The sequence below is a fragment of the Vibrio sp. HA2012 genome, assembly GCF_002812955.1.
Lineage (GTDB): Bacteria > Pseudomonadota > Gammaproteobacteria > Enterobacterales > Vibrionaceae > Vibrio.
Map to the genome: position 1 here is coordinate 453508 of NZ_PFXK01000001.1, position 17083 is coordinate 470590.

Consider the following 17083-nt stretch of genomic DNA (forward strand, 5'->3'; position numbering starts at 1 on the left):
TCGGAACAATTTAACTCCTAAGGCCAACAAATATAACGATAACGTTTAACAGAAAACACGAATCAAACAGACTTACCAATACAGTAAATTTAACATAATATACCTAATGCGCACTTTAAGATGAGGTGTTGGTATTTAAGCTCGTTTCCTTCCTTTATGCTTGAGTCCCTGATGTGGAAATACGTTACGGATTCTTTGCTGGATCTTGTGTGGCACCGATTTGGTGAACGTTAATTTGCTACCTGAACGTGTTGAATACACTTTAATTGTGCCTGTAAACGGTGTTTTTCTGGCAATTTCTTTGCAGTTCTGTCCAAATCCCTGTGGAATGTTTCCGTAGGACTTATCTAATTCACCATCTTTAAATATCAGCCTCATCACTGGACGATCAACGGCAACCAGCCACAAGATTAACAATGCTGCTATAGCTATGACGTAAAGCATACAAACTCCCTTTATTACTCAGATAAAAGCTTACTGAGGTCTTCTTTCAGGCTACTGACCGCCAGACTGGCTTTTTCACTACGGGAAGCTTCACTAAGCAAGTATTCGATAGCATCCGATAGCGTACAGCCTAGTTCAGTGGCGCGGTTCGATAGTTTTTCCCAAACACGATAATCCAGATCAATGGATTTCTTTTTCGTATGTTGTTGCTCTGCATTAAAATGTCTTTTTCGTTTTGCCCGAATCGCTTGTTTAAGCTTATTATCCAGCTCAAAAGACATATGTTTATCAATCCATTCCAGAACTTTTACTGGTTCATATTCAAGCATTTTAAGTTGTTGAATAGCATGGTCTACTTCACTGGTATCAATGTGCCGGGTAATAGATTCTCCATCTTTCCATTTTTTTACCAGATACTGCCATTTCCAACCACATTCGAGATTTTCAAGCTGTTGATATTTCATCGTAAGTCCCTGATTTTTTACCTTTTGGTGACAGCGTAACCCTAACTTACTTATTGAGCAACCTGCAACTGGAAAAAATGTTAACTATTTCTCTGTTAGACGTAGCAAGGTCTCGAAATTTACCTGTGCCCGGTAACTCTAAAGTGTATAATCAGGCTCTTTATTTCCTTTTTATATTAAATCTCAATGATTCAAGAAGACTGGCGTTCCGTCACACCTCAGACAGATAGTTATCTGGAATATTTCAATAAGTTGGCGGATTACCGCTCCCTATCCTTCTTAGATATGCAGCCAAGGCTTCGTGCAGCATTGCTTCGCTTCGAACAGTTGAAAAACTGGACAAAAGTACTGCTAATTAACTCTCCGGATAATGCGATTTACCGAAATGCTGTTATTAATGCGATACAAGATCCATCATTAGCAAACAAAAAACATACCGTTGTAAAAGCAGAAACGCTTGAAATAGAATCTATTCTGGGACGTTACAAAGCAAAAGACGGTGAGGTGGTGTCTCAGTCAAAAGGACTGCTGGAAAAAGCCGATAGTGGCTATCTGGTTGTCTCTGCAAACCTGATCATGGCAAACCCCTCTTCCTGGATGATCTTGAAATCAGCCCTTCTGGGAGAAGCATTTTCACCGATCAGTGTTGACCCTAAGCATATTGCGGACAAAACACCATCACATAAAGTAGATGTAAAGCTAATCGTCATCGGCGATCGAGAGCAAATGAGCGAACTGGACTATTTTGATTCAGACATTCAGTCCGGATTTTGCATTTTCACTGAAATTGAGCTTGATATAAAAATACACAAAGACTCCATTGAATCCTATCTTCGATATCTGAAAGGCTTGTGTGAATCATTTCGTTTGCCATTGCTGGAATGTTCAGGATTACAGCGCTTGGTTGCAGCTGGAGCCCGTGAATGTGAAGATCAAGAGTTTATGCCCTTATGTCTGCAGTGGCACAATTCTCTACTTAGTGAAGCAGCTCTGGAATCAGAGCAGAAAATGATTTCCGGTGAACATCTGAACGCTGCAATAGAAAATAAATACTACCGGGAATCCTATCTGCCCAACCGGGCAATTGATGATATTCTCGATGGTCAGGTCTTCATTGAAACAGAAGGAGAATGTGTTGGTCAGGTCAATGGCCTAACCGTTATCGAAGTTCCGGGACATCCGGTTTCCTATGGTGAACCAGCCCGCATATCCTGTGTTATACATTTTGGTGACGGAGATATTACGGATGTTGAGCGCAAAGCCGAATTAGGTGGAAACCTGCATGCTAAAGGCATGATGATTATGCAGGCTTTTGTCAGTAGCGCTCTGGATCTGGATGAACCACTGCCCTATTCAGCATCTGTCGTTTTTGAACAGTCCTACTGTGAGGTCGATGGAGACAGTGCCTCGCTCGCTGAACTATGTTCTCTTGTCAGCGCTCTTTCTGAAGTTCCCATTAACCAGCAAATTGCGGTTACTGGTGCGGTGGATCAATTTGGCCGAGTGCAGGCTGTCGGCGGGCTGAATGAAAAAATAGAAGGCTTTTACCATGTGTGTCAGCATAAAGGACTAACAGGTAAACAAGGCGTTATCTTACCCAAAACTAACCTGAAACATCTTTCTCTGAATAATGATGTTATTGAAAGCATTCGCAGCGGAGAATTTCATATCTGGTCAGTGGAAAATGTGGATGAAACGATAGCCCTTATTACAGGAAAGCAGTTCAGAGGAGATGATGACGACACCATTATAAGTCGAATATCTGAGCGTATTGAAAATTTTACCCGAACTGAGATGAATGAAGGACTGATTCAACGCATAAAGAACCGGTTTGTGAACTGATCGGACTTGATTAGCATACACGTGTTCACTAACATGCTCGTACTAAATTCTGGAGTGATAAAATAATGCAAAACAGACGTAGTTCCTATAATCGTGAAGACCTGCTAGCCTCAAGCCGAGGTGAACTGTTTGGTGAAGGTTACCCTCAACTTCCTGCACCTAACATGCTAATGATGGATAGAGTAAACCTGATGACTGAAGACGGTGGTGAATTCGGTAAAGGTTACATTGAAGCTGAATTAGATATTACTCCTGATCTATGGTTTTTTGACTGCCACTTCCCTGGGGATCCTGTAATGCCAGGCTGTCTGGGACTTGATGCAATGTGGCAACTGGTTGGTTTCTTCCTTGGATGGGTTGGCGGCGAAGGCAAAGGTCGAGCTTTGGGTGTAGGTGAAGTAAAATTCACCGGTCAGATCCTGCCAACCGCTAAAAAAGTTACTTATCAAATCAATATGAAGCGCGTAATTAACCGCAAACTGGTAATGGGACTGGCCGATGGCCGGGTACTGGTTGATGGTAAAGAAATCTATGTCGCTAAGGATCTGAAAGTAGGCCTTTTTAAGGATACATCCAGCTTTTAATAAACAATTTTATTTGTACATTATTTTTAGTAAAGACAACTTCCGAGTTGTCTTTATTTGTAACAAAAGATTTAGTTATAGTGCGTTAAGGTGATTTTATAAGACCCCTTGCGGGGTCTGTTCCTTTAATCGACATTGTGTATGGGAGGGTTAATTACTTATAGAGACCAGTCTGAATATCATCTCTGGCGTTACGCCATCCACCTAGCCAATACGATCTCGCATCCGTCTGCTGATAAGGGCACGCTTCCATTGAACGTCCGTTTACACCAGCTTTATAACCTTGTGACTGAGCTCGTTCTAGGCGATCACGCTTCTGTCTCTTCATAGTGCAGTTCCTCATACAGTGAGTTGTTTTCCTAACGTACGACTATTACTTCTTGATGGAGTATTTGTTACTCCACTGTTAAGATTGCTCCAACTAAACATTTTTCTCAAGCACAAAAAAAGCACAGATTCAAAATTGTGAACCTGTGCTATTTGAAGTTTAGCAATTATGCAAATTTGCGCCGAAGGCTAAAAAAGCCAAGCAACATAATGCCTATCCAGCCAAACCCTGCACCAGAGCGCGAAGTCGAACTAGAACTGCTATCAGAATCCGCCCTTTCAACAATATCTGAACTGGAAGTTCCCGAAATTGGAACCAGCTTAACCGCGACGACTTCCTCATCACTGTCACAGGTAGCAAAGTGCGCAGTAGAATTGTATCCACCACTACACTTAAATGCCGATGCAGCAATCACACCAGCATCATTAATATCAGCAGCGTTAAAAATGCGGTACTCATTATTATCGCTGCTGTATGTTCCACCATTGGTCAAGTCATCCAACAACCATGCCTGATTGCCGAATACCGCCATTCGGGTAGAATCCGAGTTAGTACCATTATATGGATAGATAAACCCGCGACGACGACGTTTTTTTCCACTCTCTTCCCGGTGAGTCTCAGCATCAATCTGGCCAACAATTTCGTTGTAATTGTTAATGGCATTTACCTCACCACCAGCACCGGTAAAGAAGATACCACCGCTAAAATAGCTAGCACTAGGAGAACCCGTACTGGCATCAGCAACAAACAAGCGGTTATTATAAGCACCGCTTTCAGCGGTTTCACGCTTTGATTCCCCGATAACCAACAGATTCTCATTAATATCTTTAGCAATACTGTTACTATAAATATAATCATCACCATCTTGCAGCTTAGCATTGGAGATAAAAACAGAACTCCATGCTTCAGGGCCAACAGCAAAACTACTGGTGGAAGCCGGATAAAAGACTGCCGCCTCCATCATAATGTTATCGTCGCTGCTATCGTATTCAGAGTTAAACCCGACCATTACAGGTAAACCATCATAGTCATAGTCGTCACTAGCTGCAGCAAGAGCTACACCACGAATACCCGCTTCAGCTGATTCTTCATCAAGGTTAGAACTTGTTACACTGCTGTGCCAATCGACAGCCACCTCGCCAGTAAGAGAAGTACCACTGGCACTAGTAACATCCCAATAATAGGCTTTCTGGGCAAAGGCTATATTCTGGCAAGCTTCCAGCGCTGCTGGCGTACTGCTCGAAGCACAGGTATCCAGATCCCCCTCATAATCTTTATCAGAATCTGTATAATCAAAAACTGCGACGGCGGCAGAGCCAACAGCATACGTGGATCCACCATAAGTAAATGTATCGAAGGCCATCGTGCGGCCCATCGTTTCTACAATACTGCTATCCTGATACGGCAGCAGCAGTGTAGAACCATAGAACCCCCGGTTACGATAGGTCAGTGCATAATTGCCACTTAAATCAAAATAACCACTGGATGTATTACCCACAGGGGTCGTTCCAGCCAATGCATTTATGACTATGTTTTTAGTTGAGCTTTCAGGAGATGATGTACTTCCCTGTGGATCTTCATCTGGATCCGGAGAACTGACCGAACTGGTTGTGCTCAATCCACTATCATTGATAAATGCCGTCGCGTTTGAGGTATAGGTTCCTAGATCCCAAGCCTCACGTTCACGATAAAGCCCACCTGCGCCATCAATCCCATACCACTGATAATATGCCCAGCTTTCACAAGTGTTATAACCCAGTTCACTACCACAGTAAGTTTCCAGATCATCCTGATCCAAGATATAAAAACCATTATCGTAATTAAACGGTACTTCCTGCTTATAAGAAAAACCCATCGTACCTTCCAGAGTATCCCCAGCCAGAAGGTAATCTGTACCTGTACCGCAATCACTGGTGAAACAACTTGTCGTTCCTGTCTGAATAGCAGAGCCATAGGCTTCAGTACCTGATGGCTGTTCAATCTCTACGACCCGATATAGCGCAGCATTAGCGTGTGTGGCAGCCATAATAAAAGTGGCTAACGCCGATAATTTAAATGTTTTACTACTCATTTAATGTTCAAATTCCTGTTGCATCGCTTCAAGCTCTTCCCAGCGCTCAAAGGCGGTTTCCAGTTCCTGCTCCGTAGCAGATAATTTATTTAATACCGATTGCGTTTCTTCTACAGACTTAGAAAAGAAAGCTGAATCATTGACCTGATGTTGTAACGATTCGATTTCGGATTCCAATTCTTCCAGCCTTGCCGGCAACGCTTCTAATTCGCGCTGTAGCTTATACGATAATTTTTTAGGTTTATTGCGTGGTTGGTTATTTTTGGGAGTTTCCTCAACCACTTTCTGCATAACCGGTACGATTTCAGCCTGACGAGCCAGTCTAACCTGTTCCCTTTGCTGCTGAGCATCGTGATACCCACCAACAAACTCTTCGATTCTACCCTCACCTTCAAAAATCCAGCTGGTTGTCACTGTATTATCAACAAATTGCCGGTCGTGACTGACTAAAAGTAACGTACCCTCATAATTGGCAAGCAAATCTTCCAAAAGTTCCAAAGTTTCGATATCTAAATCGTTGGTTGGTTCATCCAGCACCAGCAGGTTATTGGATTTAAGAAAAATTCTTGCTAATAATAGACGGTTTTTCTCCCCTCCGGACAAAGCCTTAACCGGCGTTCTTGCTCTTTTGGGAGAAAAAAGAAAGTCCTGCAGATAACCAAGTGCATGGCGCTGACGCCCGCCAACCATAACCTCTTGCTTACCATCGGCCAAATTATCGATCACCGTTTTTTCCGGATCCAAAATCTCCCGGTACTGGTCAAAATAAGCCACTTCGATTTTGGTTCCACAACGCAACTTACCTGACTCAGGTTTCAATTCCTCCAGCAGCAGTTTTAGCATTGTACTCTTGCCGCAGCCATTCGGTCCTATAAGTGCAATCCGATCACCGCGCATAATGTTAAAGCTGAAATCAGAAACAATCTGCTTACCCGCAATTGAATAGTTGACATGCTCGGCTTCAAAAACGATCTTACCTGAACGCGATCCTGTATCAATATTGATATTCGCTTTCCCCTGTACTTCTCTGCGTTCTTTACGTTCCTCTCGCAGCTTTTTCAACGCACGAACACGCCCCTCATTACGGGTTCGACGAGCTTTAATCCCCTGCCGAATCCAAACCTCTTCCTGAGCCAGCTTTTTATCAAACTCTGCGTTCTGCATATCTTCAACCCGCAGAGCTTCTTCTTTATCAATAAGATATTGATCGTAATTTCCAGGAAAAGAGCTCAATTTACCCCGGTCAAGATCCAGAATCCGGGTTGCCATAGACTTAATAAATGCCCGATCGTGGGAAATAAAAACAATGGAGCCACGAAAGTCCTTCAGAAAGGTTTCCAGCCATTCAATAGTCGTTACATCCAGATGGTTAGTCGGTTCATCCAGCAATAAAACATCCGGATCACACACCAGAGCTTTAGCCAGAGCGGCTTTTCTCTGCCATCCACCAGAAAGATCCGTCAGTTTAGTGTGTGGATCCAGATTCAGTGCAGACAAAACATTTTTTATCCGATCTTCAAACCGCCAGGCACCGGAATGCTCAAGCTGCTCCTGAACTCGTGCCAAACGATTGATATTCTGTTCTGACGGTTCTGACGCCACAAGATCAAGCTGATCCTGATAGATCCTAAGCTGTTCGCCTATTCCGGCAAGGCCACCAGACACATAATCCAGTACCGTGCCTTCTTCATTGCGGGGAGGATCCTGTTCCAGCCGGGAAACCACCACATCCTGAGTAAGCTGTATCTTCCCGTCATCAAGAATGACTTCCCCGGAAAGTACTTTCATTAAAGTTGATTTACCTGCGCCATTTCTTCCGACCAGACAAACCCGTTCATTTTCCTGCAGAGAAAAATCGGCATGGTCAAGAAGCGGATGGTCACCAAATGCCAACTGTGCGTTATGTATGGTTAATAATGCCATTGTTAAACCGTTCTATCTTATTTTTGATGCGTGATAATCCAACAATTGTGGATATGCTTATTTCTGGAAAAGTCCATTGGAAGAGTCTGAGGTGAAATATTCTCCGCCTGTAACCCCAGAGCTTTTAGCTCATCAAGATCCATTTTAAAATGGCGCTTATTGTTAGAAAATACGATAGTACCGCCCTTTCTCAATAATCGCTGCAAATGCTTCATTAACTCGATATGATCACGCTGAACATCGAAACTCTGTTCCATCCGTTTAGAGTTTGAAAATGTCGGAGGATCAATAAAGATAAGATCATAATCGCCCTGAGCGGTTTCCAACCACTGGAGGCAATCTGCCTGTTCAAATCGGTGCTGACGCCCTACCTGTCCATTCAGCTTCAGGTTTTCTTTTGCCCACTCAATATATGTCTTAGACATATCCACCGTTGTGGTTGATTTAGCTCCGCCACACGCAGCATGAACTGTTGCTGACCCCGTGTAAGCAAATAAGTTAAGAAAATCTTTTCCTTTCGCCATCTGGCCAATCTTTTTACGCGTCAGTCTATGATCCAAAAATAAACCAGTGTCGAGGTAATCGTACAGATTTACTCGCAGAGTCACACCATATTCATGCACTTCAAGAAAACGAGAACCTTCACTAAGTTTCTGATACTGAGATGTGCCTTTTTTCTTCTCACGGGTTTTCAGTACGACATTATTCGCATCCATCTCCATAACCTGAATAGCGGCACGAATAACGTCAGTTAAACGACGTTTAGCCTTCGCTTCAGGAATATTTTTAGGTGCCGCATACTCCTGAATAACCAGATAATCCCTGTAAACATCAATGGCTACATTATAATCAGGAAGATCTGCATCATAAACTCGATAACAATCAAGCTCTTCACATTTTGCCCATTTTCCAATCTTGCTTAGATTCTTTTTCAGTCGGTTGGCAAAATCAGGCGCAACAACCGATTCCTGATGACCGGTTTCATCTGCCGCCCTCTGCGTAATAGAATAGTTTTTCTGGTGACAGGGTAACGCGCCGTTATTCAATTTATACTGCTTCTCCGCACGCATACGGAGACAACTCAGCAGCTCTTCGGAACTGGAGAAAATAGAAGCTTCACAGCCACCAAACTCAGCTTTAAGCTGAGCTCCAAAGGCGGTATACAATGCAATCAGCCCCGGCTCAGTTCCCAGTCGCTCACCATATGGCGGGTTACAGACAATAATGCCATTTCCTGTAAAGTCCTTCGGTCGGGTTAACGTTGCAGCGTCACTTTTATCGAACTGGATCAACTCTTCAACACCCGCTCTTCTGGCATTTTCACGGGCAACTGACAGCACACGCGGGTCATTATCATAGCCATAGAATATCAGCTCGACCTTTTTAACGCCTCTTCTGGCCTGAACATTGGCCTCTGATTTCAGCTCAGCCCAGACATCCGCTTCAAAGTCGTTAAGGGCTTCAAAAGCCCACCGCTTTCTCTGCACTCCGGGAGCCATACCTGCCGCCATCATGGCAGCTTCTATCAGCAATGTTCCTGAGCCACACATAGGATCCAGCAAAGACTTAGACGCATCCCAACCACTACGAATAACAATAGCAGCTGCCAATGTTTCACGTAATGGCGCTTTACCTGATTCAGTTCTGTAGCCGCGCTGATGCAAACCGCTTCCGACCATATCAATACCAAGAATGGCTTTATCCTTATGCAGACGTACATGCACACGAAGATCCGGACGATCCTTGTTGATCGATGGTCTGGCTAGATTCTTTTTATTGAAACTGTCAACGATAGCGTCTTTTACTTTCATTGCACCGTACTGACTGTTGCGAATTTCCCGGTTAGTACCATTAAAATCCACAACAAAACTTTTAGAACTATGAAAATAAGAGGACCAATTAACTGAGGAAGCTGCCAGATACAGATCCATATCATCCTGACACTGAAACTCCGACAGGATCCGAACAAAACGGGAGGCAATTCTGCTCCATAGACAGCAACGATAAATCTGCCGGTTATCTGCTTTAAATCTTACACCGGCCTGAACCGGTTTGGGATCAGTCACTCCAAGCTGCTTAAGTTCCTCAGCAAGAAGGTTTTCTAACCCATTTGAGGTTATTGCTAAATATTGATTCATTTTGGCCTTTCTGTCAGCACACTGCCGGCTCGACTGCCAGCGAAAAATGGTCTGATTATACCTGAGAAATGCACCGAAACAGAGTGTTTATTCCAATCACTCAGGCTAGTTTATTTTCTTGAAGATTAATTTCCTCTAAAAATAAAGTGAACGCTTACTTCTGTTTCATCTCCTGAGATATAAGAGAAAACAAAACATATCGACTAATTATTCACTGAGATATTGGTCTATACCAAGCGGCAATCTTAGTGAAAGTGAATTACGAAACATCCATAAAAGCGGAATAAATGGGTATAAATCAGCCTGGAATTTTCGCCAGACAGAGAAAAAATAGAAAAAATTTATGGCAGGTGCATCACACATGAAACACTCTTACTTACCTTCCATGAGTAAAATTGAGCACAATTGATTAATGAACAGGCAAGAAAAGTAGAATAAAAAAACAGCTACCGGGAGGGATATCGTCAAAAGAAAAATAAGAGACAAAAAAAATCGGCAACCAGGGAAGAAGCCGATAAATACAACAAAGGAACGAATTTTATTTTCTTACACAAGCCACAGATAGCTATCCGACAAGTGCAATGGGTTGTTCAGTAAACATAGCATTAGCACATAACATACGGTCATGCATAACCTTGATCGGCTCACCAAAGCAAAGCCGCTTGGAACCATTCAGTTGAAACTCACCAAGTTCAACATAAGCACATAAACTGGCAGTTTCACCACACTCGATAACCATGAAATAGCCTTCGCCAAAACCATTTTGCAAATGAATAAAGTCACCTTCTTCTGGTTCATATCCTTTCCCCTCCGGCTGATAATCAAAAAACCAGCTCTTGGGCTGAACAGGTACATGGAACCGCTTAGCTGCAACACAGTTCAATACCAACTCCGCTCTGCGGGGTTCGGATAGGTCTATCCGGGAAATCTGTTCCCGAAAAATCTGAAATGAAGTGGCATCTTCAACTGAAAAATCATTAGCAGAAAAGGCGCAGTCAACCAAAAACTTCTTTGGTAAATTGACCCTGAAGAGCATATCCTCTCCCAGATCCAACATCAGGGCATCATTCCCTCTGTCGAAATACCAATTCCATGTATCTTTGGGTTTAAGCATGGTTCTGTTACCTACTTTTTTAAATTTTTCAATATATTAGGTAAAATACATGATTACCTTAGCCAACGTTTTCATTAATTCTACAAATGGAAATACAAAAAAAAAGAGGAAAATAATTCCCTCTTTTTCACAGATAAGATAAATATTGACAAGTTCAGATTAAAGATTCCGAACGATATCCCGAATCAAACCAGGACCATGATAGATAAAACCGGAATAAACCTGCACCAGTTGAGCGCCAGCCAGCAACTTCTCTTTAGCTGCAACATAAGAATCAATACCACCAACTCCGATAATTGGCAATTTATCTCCCAGTTCCTGATGAATCCGCCGGATCACTTCCGTGCTGCGCAACTGAACCGGACGTCCACTAAGGCCACCCGCTTCTTCTGCATATTGCATTCCCTTAACCATTGTTCGATCAAGTGTTGTATTCGTTGCAATCACTCCATCCATATTGTGACGAACCAGTGAGTCACAAATCTGAACAAGTTCCTCGTCACTCAAATCTGGCGCAATTTTCAATGCTACCGGAACATATTTGTCATACTTCTTCTGCAATTCAGACTGTTTTGCCTTTAGATCCGAAAGAAGCTGGTCAAGTGCATCACCGTACTGAAGCGTTCTCAGTCCCGGAGTGTTTGGTGAAGAGATGTTAACGGCGATATATCCTGCATGAGCGTACGTTTTTTCCATACAGATCATGTAGTCATCACTACCATTTCCAATAGGAGTATCTTTATTTTTGCCGATGTTAATACCGATGACACCGTCATATGTCGCTTTCCTGACGTTTTCAACCAGTTCATCCACACCATTATTATTAAAGCCCATCCGGTTGATTAGCCCTTCTGCTTCAACAAGACGAAAAAGGCGTGGTTTATCATTACCCGGTTGAGGACGTGGCGTTACTGTGCCCACTTCAATGTGACCAAACCCCATAGACCCAAAGGCATCGATACACTCTCCATTTTTATCCAGCCCGGCAGCCAAACCCACAGGATTCTTAAAAGAGATCCCCATACACTCAACTTGACGCAGTGGAAGATTCTGGCGATAAAACAGATCAAATGGTGTACCGTGAAAACGCTTGAAGTTTTGAATTGCTAACTCATGTGCCTTTTCAGGATCGAGTTGAAAAAAGCCAGTCCTGGCTAAACGGTAAAGCATTGTGCCTCCGGTAGAAAAAAGCCCCGTATAAACGGGGCTGTATTATTTACTTATTTGTGGAACAATTCAAATTGAATAGCATCAATTCCCGCAATGCAACGGAAAATTTAGCAAACTCATGTCCGCTACCGACTTTGAACTCATTCAGAATATTTTCCCAACGTGTTAACGAACGCTGATTCAAAGCTATCCAGTCCTCAAGTGCTGATTCCGGGTCAAAATGATTACCAGTACATCTACAGTTCAGAACCTGAGCAGAAAGCTGACGCTGCTGCCAATCCAGATCCTCCCGAAATGCAGCCCTTGCTAAAGCCTGCCAGTTATTCATCGTTTCCTGGCCATTGATCTGTTTCAGGAACCAATGCAAAGACAACCTGTCCCCCAGAATAAAGTAAAGTCGGGCTGCCCCCTCTATTGACTGACCGCTCTCTTTTGCAATAGCAGAAATGTCCAGAGCAGAAGTAAGACTTGTCAGGCGGGCAACATGATTAGCCAATACGTTATCAACACCCTGCTCAATCCAGCGAGCCGCAAGATCGTTGTGTTCCTGAACTTCTTCCGCAACCAGAAAACTGTCCAGATTATGTGAGATAATATTGACGTCTTTCCTGAACTGCTCCACTAATACTTTGATAGGCATTCGATTCCGGTTGCGTAGTATCCACCGGGAAAGCCGCCGCATCGTTCTACGCACATAGAACAGCAATTCATACTGAGCATGTGCCTGTGCAATATTGTCCAAACAACGAATATGACTGATCACCTCCGCAAAACCATAAATTTCCCGGATAGCGACATAAGCATTAGCAATCTCGGCAACCTCGGCCCCCGTTTCTTCCTGCAAGCGGGTGACAAAATTACAGCCCATCTCATTAACCATCTGATTAGCAAGAACTGTCGCAATAATTTCAGCCCGTAAAGGATGCTGATCAACATGCCGAGAATGGTTACCCCGTAACTCATCGGGAAAGTAACTCAGCAAGTAGTGAGTATGAAACTCATCATTAACTATCTCATCGCAGACCAATTGCTCTTTCAACACCATTTTTCCATATGCCAAAAGAACAGACAATTCTGGTCTGGTAAAGGCATATCCCTGTTTTTCCCTTTCCAGAAGGCTTTCATCGTCAGGGAGATATTCCAGAGCCCTGTCCAGATAACCGGCTTTTTCCAGTGTATGGATAAAGCGGATCAGCTCTTTCACCAAAGACGTTCCCTGATACTCACTAACCGATACAGATTCTGACTGACAATAAGCATCTTTCAAAACAATACTGCCAACCTCACTTTCCATCTGCATTAGGATCCTGTTACGCTGTTTAAACGTAAGTTCACCACTAGCCAGCAAAGCATTTAAAAAGATCTTTATGTTCACTTCATTATCAGAGCAATCGACACCACCAACGTTATCAATAAAGTCGGTGTTAACCCGGCCACCATTCAGTGCATATTCCACTCGCCCGAGCTGAGTCATTCCCAAATTTCCGCCTTCGCCGACAACCTTAGCATTCAGATCCTTACCATCGATCCTAAGGGCATCATTTGCCCGATCACCCACTTCACTGTCACTCTCTCCGGAAGATTTAACGTAGGTTCCGATCCCACCATTCCACAATAGATCCACGTTCATTGTCAGGATCATTTTTATCAGATCATTAGGTGCCACAGCCGTCTTTCGGGTAGACAGCATTTTTTGAATTTCGGGTGTAAGCTTAATTGATTTGGCTTTCCGGGAAAAAACTCCGCCTCCGGCTGAAATGAGATCAGGATTATAGTCATCCCATCCTGAACGGGATAAATTAAACAGCCGCTGCCGTTCTTGCCAACTGACAGCCGCATCGGGAGCAGGATCAATAAAAATATGCATATGATTAAATGCAGCCTGTAACCTAATGTGCTTAGACAACAACATACCATTACCGAAAACATCCCCTCCCATATCACCGATTCCAACACAGGTAAAATCTGTTGTCTGACAATCGCTTCCCATTTCCCGGAAATGACGTTTAACCGATTCCCATCCCCCTTTAGCGGTAATCCCCATTGCTTTGTGGTCATACCCATTAGAACCACCAGATGCAAATGCATCACCAAGCCAGAAACCATACTCTTCAGATACCGCATTTGCTAAATCAGAAAAAGTGGCGGTTCCTTTATCAGCCGCAACCACCAGATATGGATCATCGTCATCATGACGAACCATATTTTCAGGCACAACAACACGACCGTCTATGATGTTATCCGTCACATCCAGCAATGCCCGGATAAACTGCTGATAACACCGTTGTCCTTCTGCAAAAATTTCATCTCTTCCAGACAAGTTAGTCAGACGCTTACAGACAAAACCACCTTTTGCACCGACAGGAACAATAACCGTATTTTTGACCTGTTGCGCTTTCACCAGTCCCAGAATCTCTGTACGAAAATCTTCCTGCCTATCCGACCATCGCAGTCCACCCCGGGCTACTTTACCACCACGCAGATGAACCCCTTCAATATCCGGAGCGTATACAAAAATTTCACAAGCAGGTACAGGAGCCGGAATATCCGAGATATCGCCCGGTCTGAGCTTTATTGACAACCATGGCTTGGGCTGATTATTCTTATCTTTCTGGAAATAATTCGTTCGCTGTGTTGCTGAGATCATTTCGATATAGCGACGAATGATCCTGTCATCATCAAGGCTTTCCACCCTATCTAATTGCTCCATGATCCGATTGATCAAATCACTCTGCCCCTTATCCCGGCTTCTCGTTTTAGGATCAAAACGTTTAACAAACAGCAGAACCAGCAAGGCCGCAAGATCCGGATAATCCGACAAGGTCTCGGCAATATAACGTTGGCTGAACGGAAAACCAACCTGCCGCATATAACGAGCATAGCTGCGCAAAACTGTGACTTCCCGGGCTGTCAGGCCGGCACCGAGGATCAAGCGGTTAAAACGATCACTTTCAAGTTCACCAGTCCAGATCATAGCGAATGCCTGCTGGAAACGATCCTGAGCCTGGCGAAGATCAATCTCTCCGGCACCTTTATGGATCATAGAAAAGTCCAGGATCCAACATACTGTTCCATCTTTTTTCCGGATCTCATAAGGCGATTCACCTATCACCCGTAAACCTAAATTTTCCAGCATCGGCATCACATCCGATAGATGAATAGGCTCCGCTCGGTGATAGAGTTTAAGGTGAACAACCCGGGAGTCAGCCTTCTCTTCCTGAGGCCGGTAAAAAAGCATTCCCAGACGATGCTCATCACTAAGTGCTTCTACCCGTTCGATATCGGCAACAGCAACACCTGGCAACACATCACTTTTATAAGCCTCCGAAAATGCCGACACATATTCTTTAGCCAGAGACAACCCACTATTTTCACCCAAATTCGCCACGATCGCTTGTCTCAATCGGTCATCCCAAGAAGAAGCTGCTTCCATCAGATTTTGCTCTATGTTTTTAACATTAAAAGGCACAGTGCTGTCATCCACCCGGACAATATACTGTGTTCTGGCCAGAGGGCTCTCAGAGAAAAAAGTGGTAAATTCCACGTCCTGACTGGAATGGAAATGTGCTTTCAGAATACGTTGTGTTTCACAACGAAGTCCCGTGTTATAGCGCTCTTTATCACAGTACACCATACAGGTGTAAAAACGTCCGAAGGGATCTTTACGAACAAACAAGCGCAATAAATCCCGATCCTGCATTTGCAAAACACCGCTCCCGACTTCCAGCAATGTTTCTTCACTAGCCTGCAGCAATTCATCTCGCGGGTAATTTTCCAGAATATTGTGCAGGGCTTTATAAGAATACGAACCATCCCTATAACCGCTGGCCTTCAGGATCCGCTGAACTTTCTGCCCGACAAGAGGAATGCTGAACACACTCTGATTATAAACCGCTGAGGTATACAGACCAATAAACCTGTGTTCACCGATAACGATACCATTTTTATCAAATTTCTTAATACCGATGTAATCGGTATAGGCAGGCCGGTGAATTCGGGAGGCCGTGTTACCTTTAGTCAGGATCAGGAGCGTGGGTTTCTTTGCTTCTGCTCGAGCAGAATCCCCCATTTCAGAAAATCGGACAACTTTGGCTTTTCCGGTTTTTCCTAACAGACCCAACCCCTCTTCATCGATTGGAGTGAGAATATCATCGCCTTTATCATGAATCAGATCGAATTCTTTATAGCCCATAAACGTGAAGTTTCGTTTCCCGAGCCAGCGTAAAAACTGCAGATTTTCTTCCAGTCTCTCTGGAGATTCGGGGATAGTAGAACGCAGGCTTTCAGTCTCTTCTATTACTGACATCAGTTTTTTCAGCATCGGTTGCCAGTCAGCAACAACCAGTCTGGTATCGGTGAGTACATCTGTCAGTTCCGTTTTCAGCCGAATCATTTCAGTCTCATCATTCAGACGGTCAACTTCAATATGAAATAAAGACTGAAAGTTGCCCTTTCCACTATTTATTTCTGTAATTTTCTGCCGGGAGTTCCGCAACAGCTGTGTCGGACCATGCAGCATAAAGTGACAGGTTAAGCTAAGACGATTCAGTGCCATTTTTACGGAATCGACCAGAAATGGACTGTCAGGAACCACAATTTCGACGATAGTGTGCGTTGACTGCCAGCCATGTCGGCTGAGTGTCGGATTAAAAACATGAACAGATATTCGATCCGGCTTATTTTCAGTCAGGCGATTCCACAAACTAATAACAGCCCCGTACAAATCAGAGTCCGTCCTCTGAACCCAATCATCCTGGGAGATATTGTTAAAAAGATGTTTTGCAAGTTTGATAACCAGAGGGGCTTGTTCAGTATCCAGTTTCTGTTGGATTAAAAGATATACTTTCTCCAGAAGAACCGGAACCGGAGTATCATGAGCAGCCATAACCATGCTCCATTGCAGGGATTCATTACCTACAGTGTATCTCTGAAACAAAAATGAAATTGACAATTAGTTAACATTTCAGACAAGAACAACAGAAGAATATGGGATTATGTGATTAAT

General features: G+C 43.6%; 11 protein-coding genes. 2 read left to right on the plus strand and 9 right to left on the minus strand.

The genetic code is table 11. The annotated features are described in order from the left end of the window. Positions 1-135: 135 nt before the first annotated feature. Complete coding sequence (locus CSW98_RS02120; RefSeq protein WP_100798789.1) at positions 136-444, minus strand: DUF3634 family protein; 309 nt, start codon at positions 442-444, stop codon at positions 136-138. 14 nt (positions 445-458) lie between these two features. Continuing rightward, positions 459-908 carry a macrodomain Ter protein MatP gene (matP, locus tag CSW98_RS02125; protein WP_100798790.1) on the minus strand — a complete coding sequence of 150 codons (450 nt, stop codon included), beginning with the start codon at positions 906-908 and terminating at the stop codon, positions 459-461. Between the two features lie 186 nt (positions 909-1094). On the opposite strand from matP, the gene CSW98_RS02130 reads away from it, so the two are divergent. Then, complete coding sequence (locus CSW98_RS02130; protein ID WP_100798791.1) at positions 1095-2750, plus strand: S16 family serine protease; 1656 nt, start codon at positions 1095-1097, stop codon at positions 2748-2750. A gap of 65 nt (positions 2751-2815) precedes the next feature. Next, positions 2816-3334, plus strand: coding sequence for a bifunctional 3-hydroxydecanoyl-ACP dehydratase/trans-2-decenoyl-ACP isomerase (gene fabA, locus CSW98_RS02135; protein ID WP_100798792.1), 519 nt, complete (start codon positions 2816-2818; stop codon positions 3332-3334). A gap of 154 nt (positions 3335-3488) precedes the next feature. Here fabA and rmf read toward each other — a convergent pair whose 3' ends face one another. The 7 genes from rmf to CSW98_RS02170 form a co-directional block, all read right to left on the minus strand. Further along, positions 3489-3662, minus strand: coding sequence for a ribosome modulation factor (gene rmf / locus CSW98_RS02140; protein ID WP_100798793.1), 174 nt, complete (start codon positions 3660-3662; stop codon positions 3489-3491). A gap of 166 nt (positions 3663-3828) precedes the next feature. Next, positions 3829-5733, minus strand: coding sequence for a DUF3466 family protein (locus CSW98_RS02145; protein ID WP_100798794.1), 1905 nt, complete (start codon positions 5731-5733; stop codon positions 3829-3831). Further along, positions 5734-7656, minus strand: coding sequence for an ABC transporter ATP-binding protein (locus CSW98_RS02150; protein WP_100798795.1), 1923 nt, complete (start codon positions 7654-7656; stop codon positions 5734-5736). A 17-nt stretch (positions 7657-7673) separates the two neighbouring features. Then, complete coding sequence (rlmKL, locus tag CSW98_RS02155; RefSeq protein WP_100798796.1) at positions 7674-9794, minus strand: bifunctional 23S rRNA (guanine(2069)-N(7))-methyltransferase RlmK/23S rRNA (guanine(2445)-N(2))-methyltransferase RlmL; 2121 nt, start codon at positions 9792-9794, stop codon at positions 7674-7676. A 565-nt stretch (positions 9795-10359) separates the two neighbouring features. Continuing rightward, positions 10360-10908, minus strand: coding sequence for a cell division protein ZapC (locus CSW98_RS02160; RefSeq protein ID WP_100798797.1), 549 nt, complete (start codon positions 10906-10908; stop codon positions 10360-10362). A gap of 159 nt (positions 10909-11067) precedes the next feature. Beyond that, entirely contained in the window at positions 11068-12078 is a 1011-nt protein-coding gene (gene pyrD / locus CSW98_RS02165; protein WP_100798798.1) for a quinone-dependent dihydroorotate dehydrogenase, read from the minus strand. Positions 12079-12124: 46 nt separating this feature from the next. Further along, complete coding sequence (locus CSW98_RS02170) at positions 12125-16963, minus strand: NAD-glutamate dehydrogenase (protein ID WP_100798799.1); 4839 nt, start codon at positions 16961-16963, stop codon at positions 12125-12127. Positions 16964-17083: the final 120 nt, after the last annotated feature.

Bases quoted from the DNA above. Each gene is read 5' to 3' on its own strand.
- CSW98_RS02150 (WP_100798795.1), bottom strand. From the start codon at position 7,656: ATGGCATTATTAACCATACATAACGCACAGTTGGCATTTGGTGACCAT.
- CSW98_RS02160 (WP_100798797.1), bottom strand. From the start codon at position 10,908: ATGCTTAAACCCAAAGATACATGGAATTGGTATTTCGACAGAGGGAAT.
- rlmKL (WP_100798796.1), bottom strand. From the start codon at position 9,794: ATGAATCAATATTTAGCAATAACCTCAAATGGGTTAGAAAACCTTCTT.
- CSW98_RS02145 (WP_100798794.1), bottom strand. From the start codon at position 5,733: ATGAGTAGTAAAACATTTAAATTATCGGCGTTAGCCACTTTTATTATG.
- matP (WP_100798790.1), bottom strand. From the start codon at position 908: ATGAAATATCAACAGCTTGAAAATCTCGAATGTGGTTGGAAATGGCAG.
- CSW98_RS02170 (WP_100798799.1), bottom strand. From the start codon at position 16,963: ATGGCTGCTCATGATACTCCGGTTCCGGTTCTTCTGGAGAAAGTATAT.
- rmf (WP_100798793.1), bottom strand. From the start codon at position 3,662: ATGAAGAGACAGAAGCGTGATCGCCTAGAACGAGCTCAGTCACAAGGT.
- fabA (WP_100798792.1), top strand. From the start codon at position 2,816: ATGCAAAACAGACGTAGTTCCTATAATCGTGAAGACCTGCTAGCCTCA.
- CSW98_RS02120 (WP_100798789.1), bottom strand. From the start codon at position 444: ATGCTTTACGTCATAGCTATAGCAGCATTGTTAATCTTGTGGCTGGTT.
- pyrD (WP_100798798.1), bottom strand. From the start codon at position 12,078: ATGCTTTACCGTTTAGCCAGGACTGGCTTTTTTCAACTCGATCCTGAA.
- CSW98_RS02130 (WP_100798791.1), top strand. From the start codon at position 1,095: ATGATTCAAGAAGACTGGCGTTCCGTCACACCTCAGACAGATAGTTAT.